Origin of the sequence: Janthinobacterium sp. GW456P, assembly GCF_002127655.1 — a bacterium.
Classification (GTDB): Bacteria; Pseudomonadota; Gammaproteobacteria; order Burkholderiales; family Burkholderiaceae_D; genus Janthinobacterium.
In genome coordinates, this window is sequence record NZ_NEHB01000006.1 from 20821 (window position 1) to 39117 (window position 18297).

Here is an 18297-nt window from a genome sequence, read left to right on the forward strand (position 1 = left end):
GATGCCAGGTATGTCAAGAATGGTTTTTTATTTTACTGAAAACGGATGACGCCATCGTCAAGAAAGATTGCGTATATTAATCCCGAATGAGAGTATCATAATATTCCAAAAAATATTAAACACATAATATTCTGTCGCAGTAGTACGTTCGGTCAGGTCGTCCATCGACGATTGCACACTCGGGAACGCCTGTGAATTCGTTCAAGTGAGCAAAGGAAAGTAATATGATTTTAGTGACTGGTGGCGCCGGCTTCATCGGTTCCAACTTTGTAAGAGACTGGCTCGCGCTCAACGATGAGCCTGTAATCAATTTTGACAAACTGACCTACGCTGGTAATCTCAGCAATCTGGCCAGTCTGGAGCAAGACCCGCGGCATATCTTCGTACGCGGCGATATTTGCGATACTGCCCACGTCTCCCGCCTGCTGGCCGAACACCAGCCCCGTGCCATCGTGCATTTTGCCGCAGAGAGCCATGTCGATCGCTCGATCCATAGCCCCGGCGAATTCATTACCACCAACGTCAACGGCACCTTCAGTCTGCTCGAGGCCGCACGTGCTTACTGGTTTGGCCTGACAGGCGACGCCAGGGACGGCTTCCGTTTCCTGCACGTATCGACCGACGAGGTGTACGGCACCCTGGGACCGAACGACCCGCCATTTACGGAAACGACGCCGTATGCGCCCAACAGTCCCTATTCGGCATCGAAAGCGGCGTCCGATCATCTGGTGCGCGCGTATTTCCATACCTATGGTATGCCGGTGCTCACCACCAATTGCTCGAACAACTATGGTGCCTTCCATTTCCCGGAAAAACTGATTCCGCTCATCATCAGCAATGCCCGTGCCGGCAAGGCCTTGCCTATCTATGGTGATGGCATGCAAGTGCGCGACTGGCTGTATGTGGGCGACCATTGCGCGGCGATCCGTCGCGTCCTGGAAGCGGGACGCCTGGGCGAGGTCTACAACGTGGGCGGCTGGAATGAAATGGCCAATCTGGAAGTCGTGCATATCTTGTGCGACATCCTCGATACGCTCGATCCCAAGGCGTCTGGCAGCTATCGCGAACAAATCACCTATGTAATGGATCGCCCAGGCCATGACCGTCGCTATGCCATCGACGCGCGCAAGATCGAGCGCGAACTGGGCTGGAAGCCGGCTGAAACCTTCGCCACTGGCATCCGCAAGACCGTCCAGTGGTATATGGACAACCAGGTATGGGTACGTGATGTGCAGTCGGGCGACTACCTGAAGTGGGTAGAGAAAAATTACGCGGCACGCGACACGGCCGAGGAGCAGCAATAATGCGAAGCGCCATCGAACGCAAGGGCATCATCCTCGCAGGCGGTTCCGGCACGCGCCTGTACCCTGTCACCATGGCCGTGTCGAAGCAGCTGCTGCCCGTGTATGACAAGCCGATGATCTACTATCCGCTGACCACGCTGATGCTGGCTGGCATACGCGACATCCTGATCATTTCCACACCACAAGATACGCCGCGTTTCCAGGAATTGCTGGGTGACGGCAGCCAGTGGGGTATCAAACTCAGCTATGCCGTGCAACCCACGCCGGATGGCCTGGCACAGGCGTTCATCATTGGCAAAGAATTTGTCGGCGATGCGCCATCGGCCCTGATTCTGGGCGATAACATCTATTATGGCCATGACTTTGAAACGCAGTTGCGCGTAGCCTCGGCACGCACCAGCGGCTCGACCGTGTTCGCTTACCATGTTACCGATCCGCAACGCTATGGCGTGATCGATTTCGACGCGCAACGTCACGCCGTCAGCATCGAGGAAAAGCCGCTCAAGCCGAAATCGAACTACGCCGTCACCGGCCTGTATTTCTACGACAGCCAGGTCTGCGACATCGCCGCCAGTATCGTGCCTTCTGCGCGTGGCGAGCTGGAAATCACGGATGTCAACCGTGCCTATCTGGAACGCGGCCAATTGAACGTCGAACTGATGGGCCGCGGCATGGCCTGGCTTGATACGGGCACCCATGAATCCTTGTTGGAAGCGGGCCAATTCATCGCTACCATTGAAAACCGTCAGGGTTTGAAAGTTGCTTGCCCCGAGGAAATCGCTTACCGCAAAGGATATATCGATGCCGCCAAACTGGAGCAGCTAGCCCGGCCGTTGAAGAAGAATGCCTACGGTCAGTATCTGTTGCGTTTGCTCGACGACAAGATATTCTGAGGTGCGCCGCGTTTTCCACCTAGTTCATACGATACCGATATACCATGCAAATCCAGACCACAGCCATACCTGACATATTGATACTTGAACCAACGGTATTCGGTGACGACCGCGGCTTTTTCTATGAAAGCTTTAATCAGAAGCGCTTTGCCGAACTGACCGGCGTTACGCGCTCTTTCGTGCAAGACAATCATTCCAAGTCGGCCAAGGGGGTGTTGCGCGGCCTGCATTACCAGATCCAGCAGCCACAAGGCAAACTGGTGCGCGTCACCGCCGGCGCAGTATTCGACGTCACCGTCGACCTGCGCAAAAACTCGCCGAGCTTCGGTCGCTGGGTCGGCGTGGTGCTGTCGGCTGCCAACAAACGTCAGCTATGGATTCCCGAAGGCTTCGCCCACGGCTTCCTGGTAACCAGCGACAACGCTGAATTCCTGTACAAAACCACCGATTACTGGGCGCCGGAATTTGAGCGTAGTATCTTGTGGAATGATCCGGCGATCGGCATCAACTGGCCGCTGGACGGCGAACCGCTGTTGTCGGGCAAGGACAAAGCCGCGACGTTGCTGGCCCATGCCGACGTCTTCGCCTGAGCACGGCAAGACAGCCGTGCCGCATTCACTGGAACAATTATGAGCCGTATCTTAATTACAGGAAAAACCGGCCAGGTTGGCTACGAACTGGAACGCAGCCTGCAAGGTCTGGGAGAAATTATCGCACTCGACCGCAGGCAGATGGATCTGGCCGATTTGATCCAGGTACGCGACATGATCCGCCGCGTCAAGCCGACGCTGATCGTCAACCCGGCCGCCTACACCGCCGTCGACAAGGCGGAAAGCGAGCCAGAGTTGGCCATGCGCATCAATGGCGAGGCGCCGGCTGTCATGGCCGAAGAAGCCAAGAAATTAGGCGCTGCAATGATTCATTACAGCACCGATTATGTCTTTGATGGATCGAAAAACGGTGCCTACGTCGAGACCGATTCGACGTGCCCTGTCAATGTGTACGGCAGTAGCAAGCTGGCCGGCGAACAGGCGATCCAGGCAGCCGGCATCCCGCACCTGATCCTGCGCACCAGCTGGGTCTACAGTATGCATGGAAAGAACTTTCTGCTGACCATGCTCCGCTTGGCGCAGGAGCGCGAAGAACTCAGTATTGTTGCCGACCAGGTCGGTGCACCGACCTGGAGTCGCACCATCGCCGACACCACCGCGCATATCGTGGCGCAAAGCGTCGTTGCCGCGAACCGCCAAGCGTGGTGGGACAAACGCTCCGGTTTATATCACCTGACGGCACAAGGACAAACCAGCTGGTTCGGCTTCGCTGAAGCGATCATTGCACATGCCTCGATTGCCAAGAAGCCGCGTCTCAAACCGATACTCGCGCAAGCCTATCCGGTTCCCGCACGACGGCCTGCCAATTCGGTGCTGTCCTCGGAGCGTTTGAAGAAGACCTTCTGCGAATTGCCGCAGTGGCAGGATGCGTTGACGCTATGCCAAGACTGAAGATGTAAAAAAAGCAAGAGAAAATTGCCGTTGTAGGGCTGAACTAGCGGGGCAAGCCAGGCCCGGAGTTGCTCAGGCGGAGCCGACAGAATGCTGGCAAACGACCGGAAGCCCGGAGAGCTGATCGTTGAAAACGACATTGATGTTTGCCATATGGTCCAGGTCCTGAAGAGAATGTCGCAGCCATCTGCGGCATTCCACAAATTTGCCAAGTACTCGCCATCCCGCGTAAAATGCAGGCTTCGCGGGTGTAGCTCAATGGTAGAGCAGAAGCTTCCCAAGCTTACGACGAGGGTTCGATTCCCTTCACCCGCTCCAATGAAGAATCACAAGAATTCCACATCTGGCGCTCCACAAACCGTTTTCCGCTCCACAAACCTTACCTTTTTGTTAGCAATTCAAGTCCCAGCTGGGGCCACATGTGACTAGTTCGAAAGTGTGGATAAATGGATAAAATGCAAGAAATTGCAAAGTTTCATGCACTGTTTCAGCTCGCTGCTTTGCGCGGAATTGATTTAGACAGAGAGATACAGTACCAGTTAGCGCTGCTGGACTCTATAGGCGTTGAACGCAACAATGAAATCCATAATCGTGTAGCGCGAAAGCAGATTTCGATAGCCTATGCAGAACAGGTATTGATGTCGGTGCGGCAAGCGGCAGGCATTGTTGGTGTCCCCTTCAGGATGCAGCCGCCCATCAGATACGAAGAACCCTCACAGACTCGTGAGGAGGCGGCTGCAGCCTATCTGCGTGCGAGTGGTGGATAGGGCATATTCCTTGTCGAATCGCTCAAAGTGAATTGAAATTCCTGCATTAATATTAAGATGTTTGGGAATATTTAGGCATCATGAACTCACTTGAGCGGATTCTCCTTCTGTATGTTTAGATTATTTCGTCGGGGCTACAATCTTGCCTCGTCGCAGATAGTGCCGCTGGGTTGTCTTCACGCTGTCATGTCCCAAAAGATCGCTGGCCGCCTGGTCGCCACGATCATCCGAAGTATCGTCGGCCGCCTTTGCGCGCAGGTCGAAAAACCAAAATGCCATGATGTCCTGCGCCAGTTCTGGCACATGCTTTGCCGCCTTCTTTTTTGCCGCGTCAAAGTGCGTGCGAAGCGCTGGCGCGGTCAGGCGCTTGCCATGGATATTGGTCAGTAGCGCACCTGTCACAATCTTGTGCGTTGCCTTACGCGCTCGGATACGGTCCATCAGCTTGGCCAGCTCCCCAGTAATGGTGATGCGCAGCGGCTGCTTGGTTTTTTCCTGCGTAATGATCAGGTGCCCATCAATGATGTCTTGTTCAGTCATGCGCAGCGCATCAGCCGGACGCTGGCCTGTCAGGTAGGCCAGGTCCATCGCATCCCGCAGCGGCGCGCTGCCGTGCATGCGCACAGCGGAGAACACTGCATCCGTAATGTAGACGGTACGCTTTGCCAGTGAGTGCCCCTGGATGCCCTCGCAAGGGTTCGGCAGGTCGGTGTAGCCCCAGCCGCGCGCATGGTTCCACATTGTCGAGAAAACCCGCTTGCAACGGTTAGCTGTGGTCGGCTTGTCGGCGTGGTCATCTAAGAACTGCCGAATGTGCATCGGCTTGATCTGCTCAAGCGGGGCCTCGGAAAAGGCTGCCAGCAGGTGCTTGATGTCTGACCGGTACATGCGCGCCGAACTGGCGGCGAGTTTGGGGACCGCTTCAACCAGGTATCGTGATTCCACATCGGAGAACGTTGCATTGGCAATATGCTCTACCACGATGTTCAGCTCGGCATATTTTTTTAGGGCCAGGATGAAGTCTGGCCCAAGTGGAATTTCCTTGCGCGGCTTGTCCTTGGTGTACATGTAGTAGTACACCTTGCCGCTGCGCTGGGTGCGCGGGTGCATGCACGGCGGCATGTTCAAATTACGTGTGTTTCGTCGGCCCATTTTTATTGATCCTCGGCATTACCCATGTTTTTTCCCGTGGCGCTTCCTTGCGCCCCTCTACTGCAGCGACCGCGACAACTGGCCGCCCGATGGCATTGACCCAAAAGGGGAGGCCCATCTTCCGCAGTGCCTCAATTTGCTTCGTTTTCATCTTGCGGCCGGTCAGGGCGCAAATATCGTCCATCGACAGGAAAGTGGAATTCGTCGCGATGTGGTCTGCCATGCCGCGTCCCTAATTCAGTGCGAGCATGATCGCCACCAGCGGCACCGCGCGGAACATGCCGGGCCACTGGTGGTCCAGCTCCACCCAGGCATGCAGCTCCCCATTGCCCACGTCGCGGCGCAAGTCGTTGACGGTGCCGGCCTGGTAGCCCTCGTCGGTATCGAATGTCACGCGGTCGCCCAGGGCGATTTGCCGCGGCGAATTGGTCGGGGTGTTCAGCATTGCGGTGTTCCTTTCAGTTTGGCGGTAACGCCGCACACGCCGAAGCGGTCGATGGCGGCCTGGATCACGTCGCCGCTGGAAGCGGCAATCGCGGCGTATTCAAAGCGTTCGGTTTGCGTGCGAACGATCACGGCAAAGGTGCTCATGTGGCATTTCCCCTCATGGAAGGCGTATCGGTGACAACTACGCGTGGGTATGGGCAGGCGTTCAGCTTCGCCACTTCATAAAGCAAGTCGATCTTTTCTTGGTCGCCGGGAATCCGGGGGAATGGGCACAGATTGTTGTGTGCGGCACAAGCCCAAATTGCTGTTCGCTCTTCATCACAGATAGTTCTGGCGATGTCGGGGCTGCGATTCAGAGGGGCAGGGCGGTCGGGGTGCGTACAGTTATTTACACGAGTCCGAGGAACGGCAATCCCAACAGCCACCCCGCGCCCGCCTGTGGCCTGTACCGGTGTCCACGCATGGCGCACGGACTTGAAGACCACACCGATCAGGTCGCTGCAGCGCACGCCGTAGGGCGTGATGCGCAGGGTTTCGCCGTAGCGGCCGATGACGCTCTTTTCGTCCTTGGCCAAGGTGACGGCCAGTTCCTTGCGAGGCACCAGGGCGCCGCCCTGGGCGCGCAGGTACTCGGCCCAGCAGGCGCGCTTTTCGCCGTCGATCTTTTGCACGGCATCCCAGGCGCGGCGCATGGCGGCCGGCGCCTCGTTGAGCATGTTCTCCTCGATGCGGCGCAGTTCACGCCACACGGTCACGGGTGCGCCGCCCCATTGCTGGAATTGACGGATGCCCCAGCGTGAAGCCCAGGCCTCGACGCGGGCCGATGGCGTCAGCTCGACATCGCCTTCGGTGTCGGCCGTGACGACATAGCCTTCCTTGGTTTTGTGGTCGGCCACGCCGTCGATGTTCTTGGCCACGTACTTGGCGATGTAGCCGGCGGCGCTGCCCTTGGCCCAGTCGATGCGCTTGACGTCCAGGCGGCGCGCGAAGGCGCCCGGTTCGCCACGATCCACGCGCCAGGCGTAGCGCTTCATGATGCGGATGGCGCGGCTGGCCACGTCCTGCAGGTGGGGCGTCTTGTAGCGCGCGGTGGGGCGCACGAACAGCAGCAAGTGCCAGTGCGGGCAGCCGTCATGGTGCGGCTCGGCGATGCGAAAGCCGTACAGGCCGATGCCACGGCGCGCCAGCGCGGAACGGCACAGGGCCGTCATCTTGCCCAGATAGGCGTTGGCCTCGCGCGGCGTGGAGCCGTCGAACTTGTTGTTAGGCTTGCCGCTGTGCTGCATGGCGTGGAAACGCGATGGGCACGTCCAGGTGATGAAGATGCCCTGGTCGCCGCACTCGCGGGCGATCTGTTCGAAGCCGTTGATGCGCAACATTAGTTCGCCGCGCCGGATGGCCTTGTTGGCGGTGGTTTTCTCGGCCAGTTCGGCGATGCTGAATTGCTGGCCATTCTCGTTCTGCACCAGCGTGGCGGCGAGCGCAGCCGCATTGCGGCGGTTCTGCGCCAGGCGGGCCAGCACGGCCTCCGTGCTGGCGTAGGGTTCGCCGTGATAGTTGACGTAGCCCAGCCGGATATTGCCTGCCTCAAAGGCGCGGCCTACGCGCTTGCGCAGTTGCCGGCGCCACCAGCGGGCATCCACCAGGCGGGCGATGGTGTCGGCCGCTTCGTCAAATTCCGGCAGCTCGATGCCATACGAGGCGCATTCGTCTTCCATGATCTGCAAGGCGTGCGTGTCGGAAATGGCACCCCACAGCATCTTGACGATGCCGGCCGCCGCACGCTCGGCGGTGGCCACGATGTCGGCGTCGCTTTGCGACAGGTCAACGCCGGCCGGCACGTACTGTTCGGCGAATTCGCGCACAAAGCTGGTGGCGATGGATTCATAGACCTTGTACCAGGACGACCAGGCCATCTTGGCCAGGGCCGCGGTGATGACGCGGTTGCGCCACTTGAACGGAATGCGGGCCAGCTCAGGCGCGAACTGGGCGGAACGCAGGAAGGCTTCGTGACGCTGGGCGTCAGGCAGCAGGATTTGCTTAGATTGCATTCAACAGTCTTTCGTATACACGGATAGCGGCAGAGGTAGCAGCGCGCAGCTCGATGCGCTCTTCCTCGGTAAATGAATGGATGGGCGATTCCCAGCGGTCAGCGTCCAGGCCGGCGGCGATCAGCACGGAGCGGCGTGCACCGCGTGGCGACAATCCCCAGGCCTGAGCCATGAAGGGCGCCAGGTTGCGCGGCTTGATGCTGCGCAGCTGGGCCTTGGCATCGGCGATAGCGGCCAGCGCATGCCCGGCGCCCGGTGGCGTCGGCATATCCTTGTCGCGCGCCGCCAGAATTTTGGCGGCAGGCTGGAAGGACAGGTGATTGTCGATAAGGGACGCCGGCATGGCTCAGTCCTTGATGAAGCCAATGGCCCGCAGCACGTCGGGGGCAATGACGATCAGGAGCGACAGCAACCAAGGACCGCAGGCTTTGGCCAGACGCAGCATCAGCGTGCCCCTGCCTTGGAATAATGTTCTGCCCAGTACGGGAGCGTGTGCGATGCGCCGCAGCAGTGGCGGGAACCCGCTTCGTTGGCAAAAATGTAGTTGACCTCGATGCGCAGCTTGCCGACCAGGGCGCCCTGCTTGGCCGGTGCGAAAAAGCCCGCACGTTCCAGTGCCTGCGCATCGCTGACGATGAAGGTCAGATTGGCAGCGCCATAGGCGTGGTAGGTCTTGGCAATCTCATGGATGTGGGCCGTCAGCGCCGCGATGCTGGTGCCCGCGCCGGCTTGCAGCAGAAAACACGTCGGCGCGACGGGGACAATGCAATGTTGCAGTGTCGGGTGGATGGTGCTTGATGCCGGGGATATGTCGGCGTAACTGGCAGCGTGCAGCGTGGTTTCCATCGGTTTTCCTTATTTCAGGTTGAACGAGTCCCGCACGCTCAAAAAGGAGCGCTGCAGGGCACAGCAAAAGAGGGAGAGTTACGGTGGCCGGGCTACGGCGGCGCGAGGATAGGCATAGCCATCAGCATCCTGCCGTCAGGTCCAGGGCCAGCTGGCTGGTGGCTGCCTTGCGCGCATGCTGCGACATCGGGATGCGAATATCGGGTTTGGGCATGGCGGACAGCGAGAGGGTGCGCAGCACTTCCAGGCCTGCCACGAAAGAGTGCCCGCATTCGGGGTTCTGGCACATGTAGGTGATTTCCTTGAACATGGCGGACATTGTGCGGCTTTTGACGGCGCGGACGGTGTATTCGCAATGCGGGCAGGGCAGGCCGATGACTCTCATTTCAGCTTTCTTTCCACTTGGTACAGGGCGCGACCGCGACCCGTCATGTTTTTCGACTGTATGCGTAAGCGCGACTTGACGAGCCATTCAGCCGCCTGATCGATACTTGCCAGCCCCTGGCGCTGGCGCACGAGTTCCAGCACCGCGCGCTCTTCGTCATTGAGGTGAATTTGATGGTCTGGCATTTTCTGTAACTTTAGAGTTGCTCAAAAGTGACTCGGTTTAAACGCTGCGACGCTGTACGCTGTCGATAGTGGCGTCATCCAAGGCGATCACGGCCAAGGCTTCACGCATCACGATCTGGCGCACCAGTACCGCAAGCTCTTCGCCCTGGTAATTAGCGATAGAGGAAACGAGCTGGTGCTCGTAATCGTCCAAACGCAGCATGACGCGGTGGCTGCGGATACGTTTTGCATCGGGGTACATGACGTGGTCCTTAGTGGGTGAGTTTGGATGCGAGTTCGCGCTTGTAATCGGCGAGGCCGCGCAGGATCAGGAAACGCAGGAACCAGGCGCGGGAGCGTTCTTGCTCGGCGGCGAGGGCTTCGATTTCCTTCACTTCGCCAGGAGCCATTCGAACGCCAAGAGGCTGGGAGGTGACGCCCTTGGCGGTACGTCCGACTTTTGACAAATTATTCATAATGTTATGATCTGTAATCGCTACGGAATGGCGTAAATATATCACTCATTTGAGTGATTTGGAAAGGTATTTGTACTCAAATGAAGTATTTTTTTGATCGTCTCAAGGAAGAACGAAAGCGCCTCGGCCTTAATCAGGACGAGTTTGCGGCCCTTGGTGGAGTAAAAAAGGGAGCTCAGTTCAACTATGAAAATGGCTCCCGTACGCCGGATTCGGACTACTTAGCGGCCATTGCTGCGGCTGGGGTGGATGTGTTGTATTTGCTGACAGGAGAACATGCGCTGTCTGCGTTGCCTGCGGATGAGCATGAGCTGTTGACTGGCTATCGAAGTATGGACGTTCGCGGAAAAGCAGGCGTGTTAGGGATGATTGATGGCATGCGCTCACCAACAACCCCCGCATCCGAAGCGGGGAACACCGCCCACGTGGAAACCCACGGCAAGATCGGACAAAACTTCGTCGGGAATATCATCGGGCCGCAGACTTTTAATGTGACTGGTAGCGGACGAAAAAAGGAAAAATAATCTACAAATTATTTACCTTCTTATGCTTATTGTAATTGCTGCTTGTTTTGTTTGCATACTACGCATAATGATCTGATGCATGAAGGTGACGATAAAATCACGATAATCCGAAACTTAATTGGTACCATTACGCCGCTGTAGTCTGCGTTTTATCTCGCCTAGAACTCTTGGAATCAGCAGCACATGTGGGAGCTGGGCTTGACTAGTTTCTTGGCTGGAAGGCCTCAGTGTAGTGGAGGATATAACGCTTAGAAAGCACAAGCCTGGATCGAAGGCGACGCTAAATGCGGGGCTACATTACTACCCGAGCCGCGATTCAAAAGAAAAAATCAAGGATATCGTTGACATGAAAAGTGCTGAAGCGGAAACTGATGCGGAATTAACCATAACGGATGCTGCCTTATTGCTAGGATTATCACCTGAGTTGTTGAGTTGGCTTACATCTCACGCGCCAAAGAGTCGAGATATACGGAAACTTGAGATATCACGAAAGGTTGGCGCGGTCATGATGTTCAGGCAGGCTGAACTTATAGATTTTAACAAATGGTTAGCGAAACCATGGTATGCGGAACCGGGGAAGCGTCCACACATTCCGTCCGGTATCAAAACAGAAATAGTTACCGAAGCGGGCGGAGCATGTGCAATATGTCATACGAACCCTGACTCTTGCGAAGCAGCACATATTGATCCAGTCGCACAAAGTAAAAATAATCACCCGCATAATTTGATATGGCTTTGTGCCAACCATCATACTGTCTACGATAAGGGCAAGGTCGGACCTCGTGATCAAGAAGGGGATTTTGTCAAGTCGTTAAAAATTTCACTGTTGTCCTACCGCAAGATTTTTTTCAGTGTGCAAGCAGAAGTAGTTCGAAAAGCTTTCTATCTCTTAGAAGCCGGTGCCCGTGCAGAGCTGCTTAACCCGACTACGCCCGAACAGGTTCAGGCAGTCAATAAATTTGCTGAAGAAATCATTGGAGAGGTGCTTAAGCTCTCAAAGGTAAAGAAGAGCGAAGATAATACTGAGGCATTTGATGCCCTGGCAAAGTTAGATGCAATCACTGCAAGTCCAGCTTTCTCTGCTGAAAGTAATATAAGAAAGCGTTTGCATGCGCTGACTGAGGTTCGTGAGGAAATTCGCCTCGCCGCAGGGATGGTGAAGTGTCCGTTATGTAAAGGTGCTGGTCACTACAGTTATCACGATGATTGTCCCGTGTGTGGTGGCGACGGCGCTGTTGAGTCTCGCGTAGCCGACTATTTTGATCCTAGCGAATTTGATGAGGTTAAATGCGAGCTTTGTGAGGGGAGTGGGCATTTCGATGAGTACGATTCTTGCCCTATATGTCACGGGGACACTCGGCTAGAGCGCAGAATAGCCGAACGCACCGACTTTGCCGCTTTTCGTAAGGTTAGGTGTCGCTTATGCAAAGGAGGAGGTACCTACGGAAACTACGACAATTGTCCATTTTGTTCAGGCAGGGGGGAAGTCGCTCGAGGCAAAGACGATACATTTGATCCAAAGGAATTCGGGCAAGTACGTTGTGACGTGTGCAATGGTAGAGGTAGCACGAAACATTACGATACTTGTCGCAAGTGCGACGGTAAAGGCGAACTAGAGCAGAGATTGCATGAATTGCGAGATAGGCGTGAATATGAGTTTGTTGAGTGCCTTGAATGCAAGGGAAGTGGACAGGGAGAGTATGGGGATTGCCGTCAGTGCCGCGGACATGGACAACTTCCAAGATACATCAGGGATAATCTGTAGTGCATTTCTGAGTATCTCGAGTTAGAGGACTCCGGAGAGTCTACCGATCCTGTTCCACGCGTCCAGATGCTGAGCACTGGGAAAGTGGATCTATCGAAACTTTTCTGGAAGCTGTTTGTTCATGAGCTGAAAATTTAGAATTCGGCCCCAAGCACGGTCTTGCATCGGCACCACCATTGGGAAAGTTCGCCACCTTTTCAAGGTTCCTCGGTGTTCTCCCTGATGATGTCGCGCACTTCTTCGATACGCTTCCACGCATGCAGCGCCGCCCGCTTGGCGGCCTGCTTGCTTTTGTAAGTGTGCTCCAGCGTCTTGAGCATGCCCTTGGCGCCAGCCTGCTCCTGCCCCGTTTTTTTCTTCTTCCTTGCCACGTCGTTCCACTTGGCCAGCACGCCCGTGATGCCTTCGTCCGGGTCTTTCTCATCCTCGCGCTTGGCCTCCACCGCTTCTGTTTTCGTTTCAAACTCCACCCGCGTGGTAAAGCCGTTGCCGCCCAAGCTGTGGGTGACCTTGACCGATAGCCAGTCGGTGGCGTCGATCTCGGGCTTGAATCCTGTCACGGTCACGGGCGATTGCGGGAACACGGCCGGGTTGCCCAGGGCCAGGCTCATTTCAAAGGTGGCCAGGCCGCGCAAGATGCGCTGCCATTCGGCGACGGCGGCCGCGCGTGCATCGGCTTCGCTGGCGAAGGTGGTGCGCAGGCGTTTGCTGTTGCCGGGCACGCCGGCCACGACGCTGCGGCGGCGCGCGTAGCGCTCGTCGTGCCAGAAGGCGCGCACGCCCGTGTAGGCGTCACTCTCGGCGCTGTGGTAACGGTGGCCGTCGCCCAGGGCGCGCGTGATGGGGATGACGGGCAGCGCCTTGCCGCTGGCCGTGCGGCTGTCGTTGATGGGGATGAACAGCAACTTGTCATTCTTGACGGTGGCCACCGCGTCGTATTTCCTGCCCAGCCGGCGCAGGAAGGCGGCGTCGCTTTCGTGGGTCTGGTCGATGTGCTCGATGGCAGTGTCGCGCAGGCGCGCCGACACGCCCGATGCCAGCTCGTTGCGAAAGGCGATGGCTTCGATGATGGCGCCCAGGGTGGTCTTGTGGAAGCTGTGTTCCTGCTGCTGCTTAAACGTGTCGATCAGGTTGGCGGACCGGGCGCGCAGGGTGATGGTGTCGGGCGCGCCGCTGTGCTCCACCTCGTCCACGGTGAACTTGCCCATGTCGACCAGGCCGGACGCCTGCCAGCCCAGCGCCAGTTCGATCTGCGCGCCGCGCGGCGGCATGGCCAGCTTGCCGTCGCTGTCGTCCAGCGCAATGTCGAGCTGGTCGCTCTCGTCACCGCGGCAAAGCGTCAAGGTCAGGTTGATGAGGCGCGGCGAGACGATGGCGGTGATGTCCTTGTCCTCGATGGTGACGCGGAAGGCGGGGATATGCTCGCTCATTTAAACTTGTCCGCCGCGCTGCCGATAGCGCCGCTGATGCCGGCGCCGATCTTGTCTTTCATGTCGCTGACGACGCCGCCGTATTTCGACGTGATGCCGCCGACCACATTGCCGACCACGCTGCCCACGGCATTCTTCGCCGCGCCGGCCACGCTGCTGGTGATGCCGTCGATGCTGAGCATGTTTTTCAGGTCGCCGATGTCGCCCAGGCCCACCATGGCCAGCACGCCGTCGTCGTCGCGTTTCAGGGCAATCGAAAATTCCACGCGCCTGGCGCCGCCGCTGCCGTCGAGGATGGTGCGGCCCTCGGTCATGCTGGTGATGCGGTAGGAGCCAAGGATACGGCCCGTGCCCTGGATCAGTATCCACGATTTACCGGTGTCGGCCATCATGCGCAGCGCATCGAGCGAATACAGGGAGCCGGTCAGTTCCGGCGCCACCCAGCCGGACAGGGTAATCGTGTCGTCGCCGGGCCCCACGTACTGGTGCGCGTCGCGCAGGCCAACGCGGGCTGTGCCGACGTGCTTCCATTCCGTTTGCCGCTGCAGCTCGTGATAGGCCAGCGTGGGCAGGCTGAAAACGAACATGCCTAAAATCATCATCATGGTGCTGTTCTTTCTTAATCGTGGTCGCGCAGAGAAGAGCGGATGCGTGCCGCCTTTTCGCGGTCGCGCTGTTCCATGGCCGCATACACGGCGCGCGCAATGGCCTGCGGATCGGAACCGGCCTGCGCCTGGATCGTGATTTCGATCTTGTCGCCCTGGATCGTCATGCCGGCGCCGAATCCGCCCTGGGACAGCGGCGCGCGCGTGTCGAAGGCGCTGGCGGGTAACGCCGTGGCCGTGCCGATGGCGATGCCGGCGCCCAGTTGCGTCAGGCGCTGTGCCAGGCCCGATACCTTGGCAATCGGCGCGCCTTCGCTGCGGTCCAGGCCCAGGGCCAGGCCCTGCATGGTGTAGTCGCCCAGCTCGGCGAAGACCCGGCTCGGGCTGTGGATGCCCAGCTTTTCCTTGAACCAGGCAATGGTGCTGGAACCGGCATTGCTGATGGCGTCCTTGACGGCGCCCATGGAACCGGTGATGCCGTTGACCAGGCCGCGCAGGAGGTTGGCGCCGAACTCGGTAAATTGCGCCGGCAGCTTGATGCCGAACCAGCTCATGACGCCCGCGAATGCCTGATAGAACACGCCGACGGGCGACCAGTTGATAATCAGGGCCGTGATGTTGCCCATGCCGCCGGCGCAGACCGTGCGCAGACGCGCCCAGATATCGGCGAAGAAGGCGGCGATAGGTTGCCAGGATGCGGTAATGCGCTGCAGGATGCTGGCGCCAAACTCGCTGAATTTGGCCGGCAGTGCGATACCGAACCAGCCCAGCACGCCCGCGAAGGCGCGATAGAACAGGCCCAGCGGTGACCAGTTGACGATCAGGCTGCTGACGCCACCAATGCCACCGGAAAAGGCGGTCTTGACGTGCGACCACATACCGGAAAAGAAACCCTTGATCGGCTCCCAGTATTTGTAGATCAGGTAGGCGGCGCCGGCGATGACCGTGATGGCGATGCCTATCGGGGTGAGCGTCAGGGCGCGGCCCAGCCACAGCACGGCGCGGCCCGCCCACATGAAGGCACCGCCCAGGCCGCGCAGGATCGGCGTGAGCACGCCGCCCGTCACGCCCATTTTGGCGAACATGACGTGCAGCATGGCGTACGGGCCGATCATGGCGGCAATGCCCAGCATCAGCGGGCCGAGCACCAGCAGCAGAGCGGCCAGCACGGCAAAGGCCGTAATCATGACCTTGGCCACGGTCGGGTTGCGCTCCATGAAGCCGTTCAGGCGCGTGACGGCACTGATGGCCATTTCCAGTCCCTGCGCATACAGCGGCAGGATTTTTTCGCCCATGGTCAGTTTCAGGTTGGCCAGCTTCGACTGCGCCTCCAGTTCCTTGCCGGCGGCCGATTCGCGGCCCAGCTTTTCCAGCCGGCCGATATCGGCGGCGCCACGGTTGAGCTTTTCGTTCTTGTGGATTTGCCCGCGCTGCAAATACATCTGCGAATACAGGTTCGACGCGGTGCGGTTCGAAAAGATGCTGCCGATGGCGTCGAGCACCTGGTTCTTGTCTTTGATGCCTTTCTTGGCCAGTTGCGGCAACAGCACCTTTTCCATCCATTCGAACTGGTTTTCGCGGAACAGTTCGGAACCCAGCAGCGCGCCAGGATTGAGGAAGGAAAGTTGTCCCGCTTTATCATGCGTGACCTTGCTCTTGTCGCCGATCAGGCCAAATTCCTCCAGTTTTTTTGCCGAGCGCTTGGTGGTGCGGCCCTGGTACAAGTTTTGGTAGGCGCTCATCAGGGACGTGCCGACGCGGTTGCCGCTCATTTCCTGCACCAGCGGTTCCATCTGGTAGTAAAAGGCGTCATCCTTCAAGCCCTTGGCCGCGATGCCGCCCGTCTTGATCATGTTCAGCCATTCATTCGGACCGACGCGCCCGCCCGTGGCGGTAATCACCTGCTGCACGATGTTGGCCTGGGCTTCAAACTTTTCCTTGCTCTCCAGGCCGCCGCGCAGCTCGATGACCTTGAGCATGTCCATGACCTTGCGTTCGTTGTCGGCGCCCTCGGCCTCGCCGAAGAAGGCGTGATTGGCAAACTTCATCTTGGCCAGGGTAGGGGCGACCATTTCCGCGTGGTGCACGTCGGCAAAGGCGCTCATGCCGTCGCGCATCAGTTGCAGGTTGTCGAGCTGGCTGGTGCCGTAAGTCTTCATGTTGCGCGCGAAGGCGACCGCTTCCGCCGATACCTTGTCGCCCAGGCCCAGCGCGTTGACCCTGCCCACTTCCGTTTGATAGTGCTTAGCCTCGTTCAAGCCCTTGACGACGGGTGCGCCCAGCACGGCGCCCGTGGCGGTTGCGCCAGCGCCGGCCATGGCCAGGTTCCCCGCCTTGTTGCGCAGCTTGTCGGCATGTTGGGTGGCGTTGGTGACGCGCTGCTGCCTCGCGGCCGCGTTGGCCAGCTTCTGCTGCTGCAAGGTCATGGTTTTGTTGGTGGCCTCGATCTCGCGGCGCAAGGTGCGCTCGTGGTTGGCCAGGTCTTTGGTGCCGATGCTGGCGGCGCCCAAGCGCTCGCGCATGACCTGCAGTTGCTGGGCTTGCTGCTGGCCGGCCGTCTTCAAGGCGGCCGCCGCTTTGACGGCGGCGTTCAACTCGCGCGTCATGGCGCGCGTGGGCGCTTCCGCCTGCTTCATCTTGGCGGCCAGGCTGGCCACCTTCTGCTGCGTCGCTTCCAGCTTGGTGCGGGTGGCATCCAAGCCACCGTGCAGTTCGCGGAATTTGCCGATGTTCTTTTGCTGGGCGTTCAGCTCGCGCAAGCGGTCGTTGGTGGCCTTCAAGGCCTTGGCGGTGTCGCTGGAGCCACCCATGATTTTTTTCAGCGGGCCGGTAATCTTGTCCAGTGCCGCAAATACCACCTGTAATTTCAGATCCCGACCAGCCATCTATTCCGCTCCGCTTCGTTGCCGGGCGCGTTCGCGCCAGGCCATCAGTTCATCTATCGTAAAGTCGTCCATCGCTGCCGGCGTCCAGTGAAAGACGCCGGCAATGTCGGCCATTGCGTCTTCTACTTCGCCGGGGATACCGAAAGGCGATCGGCTTTGCTCGCCAAAAAACCGGCAACCTCGGCGCCCACGGCCAGCAAGTCCGCCGGGTCCATGTTGGCCACGTCGTGCGCGGTCAGGGTCGGTTCAGTGATGCGCGGCAGNCCAAAAAACCGGCAACCTCGGCGCCCACGGCCAGCAAGTCCGCCGGGTCCATGTTGGCCACGTCGTGCGCGGTCAGGGTCGGTTCAGTGATGCGCGGCAGCACGATCTGCAGGGCCGACACGTTCAGGTTGGCCAGCTCGATCAGGGAAATGCCGCGCAGGGCGCCCGCCTTGGGTTTGCGCACGGTCAGCGCGGTGATGAAGCTGTCGCCGCGCTTGATCGGCTCGTCCAGTTCGATGACGGCTTGATTGTTGTTGTCGTTGTTCATGCTGTGCTCCTTGTGGTGTGGTGGTCAGTAAAAAGGGGATTACAGGCCGATGGCCTTGCGGATGGCGGCATTGCCGTCGCCGCCGCCGAAGTTCTCGGTGCCGCTCATGAAGTCCAGTTCGATGACGGTGGCGCCGTCGATCAGCAGCTTGTAATAGCTACAGGGCATGGTGTATTTGTGTGTGGTGTCGTCGCCCATCTTGGCGCCGCCCATGTCAATTTCCTTGTAACGGCCGCGCACGACGACTTCGACGGCGGCCACGCTGCCCTCGTCGTCCTCTTGGTAGGCGCCGGCAAAGCGCAGTTGCACGGCGCCGTGCGCATGCGCGCCGTACTGTTTCAGGGCTTCGGCAATCAGGCCGCCGGCGCTCCATTCCAGCGACAGCGCCTCGTTGCCGAAGTCCACGGACACGGGGCCGCTCATGCCGCCGGCACGGTACTCTTCCATCTTGCGGCTGAGCTTTGGCAGGGTGACTTCCGGCACCATGCCCAGGAAGGACACGCCGTTCTGGAACAGGTTGAAATTTTTCAGTTTGCGGGGCAGGCCCATAGCGTTCTCCGTTGTTCAAT

Annotated in this window: 24 protein-coding genes and 1 tRNA gene; 8 read left to right on the forward strand and 17 right to left on the reverse strand. The window is 58.6% G+C overall.

Going from position 1 to position 18297, the window contains the following annotated elements; translation table 11 throughout:
- Positions 1–224 precede the first annotated feature (224 nt).
- The 6 genes from rfbB (at position 225) to CBW66_RS07760 (ending at position 4466) form a co-directional block, all read left to right on the forward strand.
- Positions 225–1304: a dTDP-glucose 4,6-dehydratase gene (gene rfbB, locus CBW66_RS07735; RefSeq protein WP_086137808.1), complete on the forward strand. Its 1080-nt coding sequence runs from the start codon at positions 225–227 to the stop codon at positions 1302–1304.
- Positions 1304–2197, forward strand: coding sequence for a glucose-1-phosphate thymidylyltransferase RfbA (rfbA, locus tag CBW66_RS07740; protein WP_086137809.1), 894 nt, complete (start codon positions 1304–1306; stop codon positions 2195–2197). The genes rfbB and rfbA overlap by 1 nt, the downstream gene beginning before the upstream one ends.
- Positions 2198–2241: 44 nt before the next feature.
- A complete protein-coding gene (rfbC, locus tag CBW66_RS07745) occupies positions 2242–2787 on the forward strand; it encodes a dTDP-4-dehydrorhamnose 3,5-epimerase (protein WP_086137810.1) in 546 nt (181 codons plus the stop codon).
- Between the two features lie 39 nt (positions 2788–2826).
- The gene (gene rfbD, locus CBW66_RS07750; RefSeq protein ID WP_086137811.1) at positions 2827–3699 is read left to right on the forward strand and encodes a dTDP-4-dehydrorhamnose reductase; all 873 of its coding nucleotides are present in this window, start codon (positions 2827–2829) and stop codon (positions 3697–3699) included.
- Positions 3700–3943: 244 nt separating this feature from the next.
- Positions 3944–4017: transfer RNA gene (locus CBW66_RS07755), tRNA-Gly, on the forward strand.
- Between the two features lie 128 nt (positions 4018–4145).
- Complete coding sequence (locus CBW66_RS07760) at positions 4146–4466, forward strand: hypothetical protein (protein ID WP_086137812.1); 321 nt, start codon at positions 4146–4148, stop codon at positions 4464–4466.
- Positions 4467–4586: 120 nt separating this feature from the next.
- Here CBW66_RS07760 and CBW66_RS07765 read toward each other — a convergent pair whose 3' ends face one another.
- From CBW66_RS07765 to CBW66_RS28405, 11 genes are all read right to left on the reverse strand, one after another.
- Positions 4587–5576 (reverse strand): tyrosine-type recombinase/integrase, encoded by a 990-nt coding sequence (locus tag CBW66_RS07765; protein ID WP_230492079.1) that lies wholly within the window; start codon positions 5574–5576, stop codon positions 4587–4589.
- A 19-nt stretch (positions 5577–5595) separates the two neighbouring features.
- Positions 5596–5841 carry a DUF4224 domain-containing protein gene (locus CBW66_RS07770; protein WP_170932990.1) on the reverse strand — a complete coding sequence of 82 codons (246 nt, stop codon included), beginning with the start codon at positions 5839–5841 and terminating at the stop codon, positions 5596–5598.
- Between the two features lie 9 nt (positions 5842–5850).
- Positions 5851–6063 (reverse strand): hypothetical protein, encoded by a 213-nt coding sequence (locus CBW66_RS07775; RefSeq protein ID WP_086137814.1) that lies wholly within the window; start codon positions 6061–6063, stop codon positions 5851–5853.
- Positions 6057–6209 carry a hypothetical protein gene (locus CBW66_RS28945; RefSeq protein ID WP_170932991.1) on the reverse strand — a complete coding sequence of 51 codons (153 nt, stop codon included), beginning with the start codon at positions 6207–6209 and terminating at the stop codon, positions 6057–6059. Before CBW66_RS28945 ends, CBW66_RS07775 begins: the two co-directional genes overlap by 7 nt.
- Positions 6206–8116, reverse strand: coding sequence for a replication endonuclease (locus CBW66_RS07780; protein WP_086137815.1), 1911 nt, complete (start codon positions 8114–8116; stop codon positions 6206–6208). Before CBW66_RS07780 ends, CBW66_RS28945 begins: the two co-directional genes overlap by 4 nt.
- Positions 8106–8459: a hypothetical protein gene (locus CBW66_RS29370; protein ID WP_230492080.1), complete on the reverse strand. Its 354-nt coding sequence runs from the start codon at positions 8457–8459 to the stop codon at positions 8106–8108. The genes CBW66_RS07780 and CBW66_RS29370 overlap by 11 nt, the downstream gene beginning before the upstream one ends.
- A 101-nt stretch (positions 8460–8560) precedes the next feature.
- Entirely contained in the window at positions 8561–8962 is a 402-nt protein-coding gene (locus CBW66_RS07790; protein ID WP_086137816.1) for a hypothetical protein, read from the reverse strand.
- A gap of 121 nt (positions 8963–9083) precedes the next feature.
- On the reverse strand, positions 9084–9347 hold the full coding sequence (locus CBW66_RS07795; protein WP_086137817.1) for an ogr/Delta-like zinc finger family protein: 264 nt from the start codon (positions 9345–9347) through the stop codon (positions 9084–9086).
- Positions 9344–9532, reverse strand: coding sequence for a hypothetical protein (locus CBW66_RS07800; protein ID WP_035825591.1), 189 nt, complete (start codon positions 9530–9532; stop codon positions 9344–9346). Before CBW66_RS07800 ends, CBW66_RS07795 begins: the two co-directional genes overlap by 4 nt.
- A gap of 37 nt (positions 9533–9569) precedes the next feature.
- Positions 9570–9773 carry a hypothetical protein gene (locus CBW66_RS07805; protein ID WP_035820909.1) on the reverse strand — a complete coding sequence of 68 codons (204 nt, stop codon included), beginning with the start codon at positions 9771–9773 and terminating at the stop codon, positions 9570–9572.
- Between the two features lie 10 nt (positions 9774–9783).
- Positions 9784–9987, reverse strand: a complete 204-nt coding sequence (locus tag CBW66_RS28405) for a hypothetical protein (RefSeq protein ID WP_139841625.1) — start codon at positions 9985–9987, stop codon at positions 9784–9786.
- 80 nt (positions 9988–10067) lie between these two features.
- Here CBW66_RS28405 and CBW66_RS07810 point away from each other — a divergent pair, with 80 nt between their 5' ends.
- Together CBW66_RS07810 and CBW66_RS07815 are read left to right on the forward strand one after the other, a co-directional pair.
- Positions 10068–10511 (forward strand): helix-turn-helix domain-containing protein, encoded by a 444-nt coding sequence (locus CBW66_RS07810; RefSeq protein WP_086137818.1) that lies wholly within the window; start codon positions 10068–10070, stop codon positions 10509–10511.
- Between the two features lie 346 nt (positions 10512–10857).
- Complete coding sequence (locus CBW66_RS07815) at positions 10858–12276, forward strand: HNH endonuclease signature motif containing protein (RefSeq protein ID WP_139841626.1); 1419 nt, start codon at positions 10858–10860, stop codon at positions 12274–12276.
- Positions 12277–12473: 197 nt separating this feature from the next.
- Here CBW66_RS07815 and CBW66_RS07820 read toward each other — a convergent pair whose 3' ends face one another.
- The 6 genes from CBW66_RS07820 to CBW66_RS07845 all read right to left on the reverse strand — a co-directional run bounded on the left by CBW66_RS07820 (position 12474) and on the right by CBW66_RS07845 (position 18277).
- Positions 12474–13706, reverse strand: coding sequence for a phage late control D family protein (locus CBW66_RS07820; RefSeq protein ID WP_086137820.1), 1233 nt, complete (start codon positions 13704–13706; stop codon positions 12474–12476).
- Positions 13703–14311: a phage tail protein gene (locus tag CBW66_RS07825; protein ID WP_086137821.1), complete on the reverse strand. Its 609-nt coding sequence runs from the start codon at positions 14309–14311 to the stop codon at positions 13703–13705. Before CBW66_RS07825 ends, CBW66_RS07820 begins: the two co-directional genes overlap by 4 nt.
- A gap of 14 nt (positions 14312–14325) precedes the next feature.
- Entirely contained in the window at positions 14326–17196 is a 2871-nt protein-coding gene (locus CBW66_RS07830) for a phage tail protein (protein WP_086142862.1), read from the reverse strand.
- Positions 17197–17310 carry a GpE family phage tail protein gene (locus tag CBW66_RS07835; RefSeq protein WP_071650277.1) on the reverse strand — a complete coding sequence of 38 codons (114 nt, stop codon included), beginning with the start codon at positions 17308–17310 and terminating at the stop codon, positions 17197–17199. It lies immediately after the preceding gene.
- Between the two features lie 121 nt (positions 17311–17431).
- On the reverse strand, positions 17432–17728 hold the full coding sequence (locus CBW66_RS07840; protein ID WP_086137823.1) for a phage tail assembly protein: 297 nt from the start codon (positions 17726–17728) through the stop codon (positions 17432–17434).
- A 39-nt stretch (positions 17729–17767) separates the two neighbouring features.
- Complete coding sequence (locus tag CBW66_RS07845) at positions 17768–18277, reverse strand: phage major tail tube protein (protein ID WP_086137824.1); 510 nt, start codon at positions 18275–18277, stop codon at positions 17768–17770.
- Positions 18278–18297: the final 20 nt, after the last annotated feature.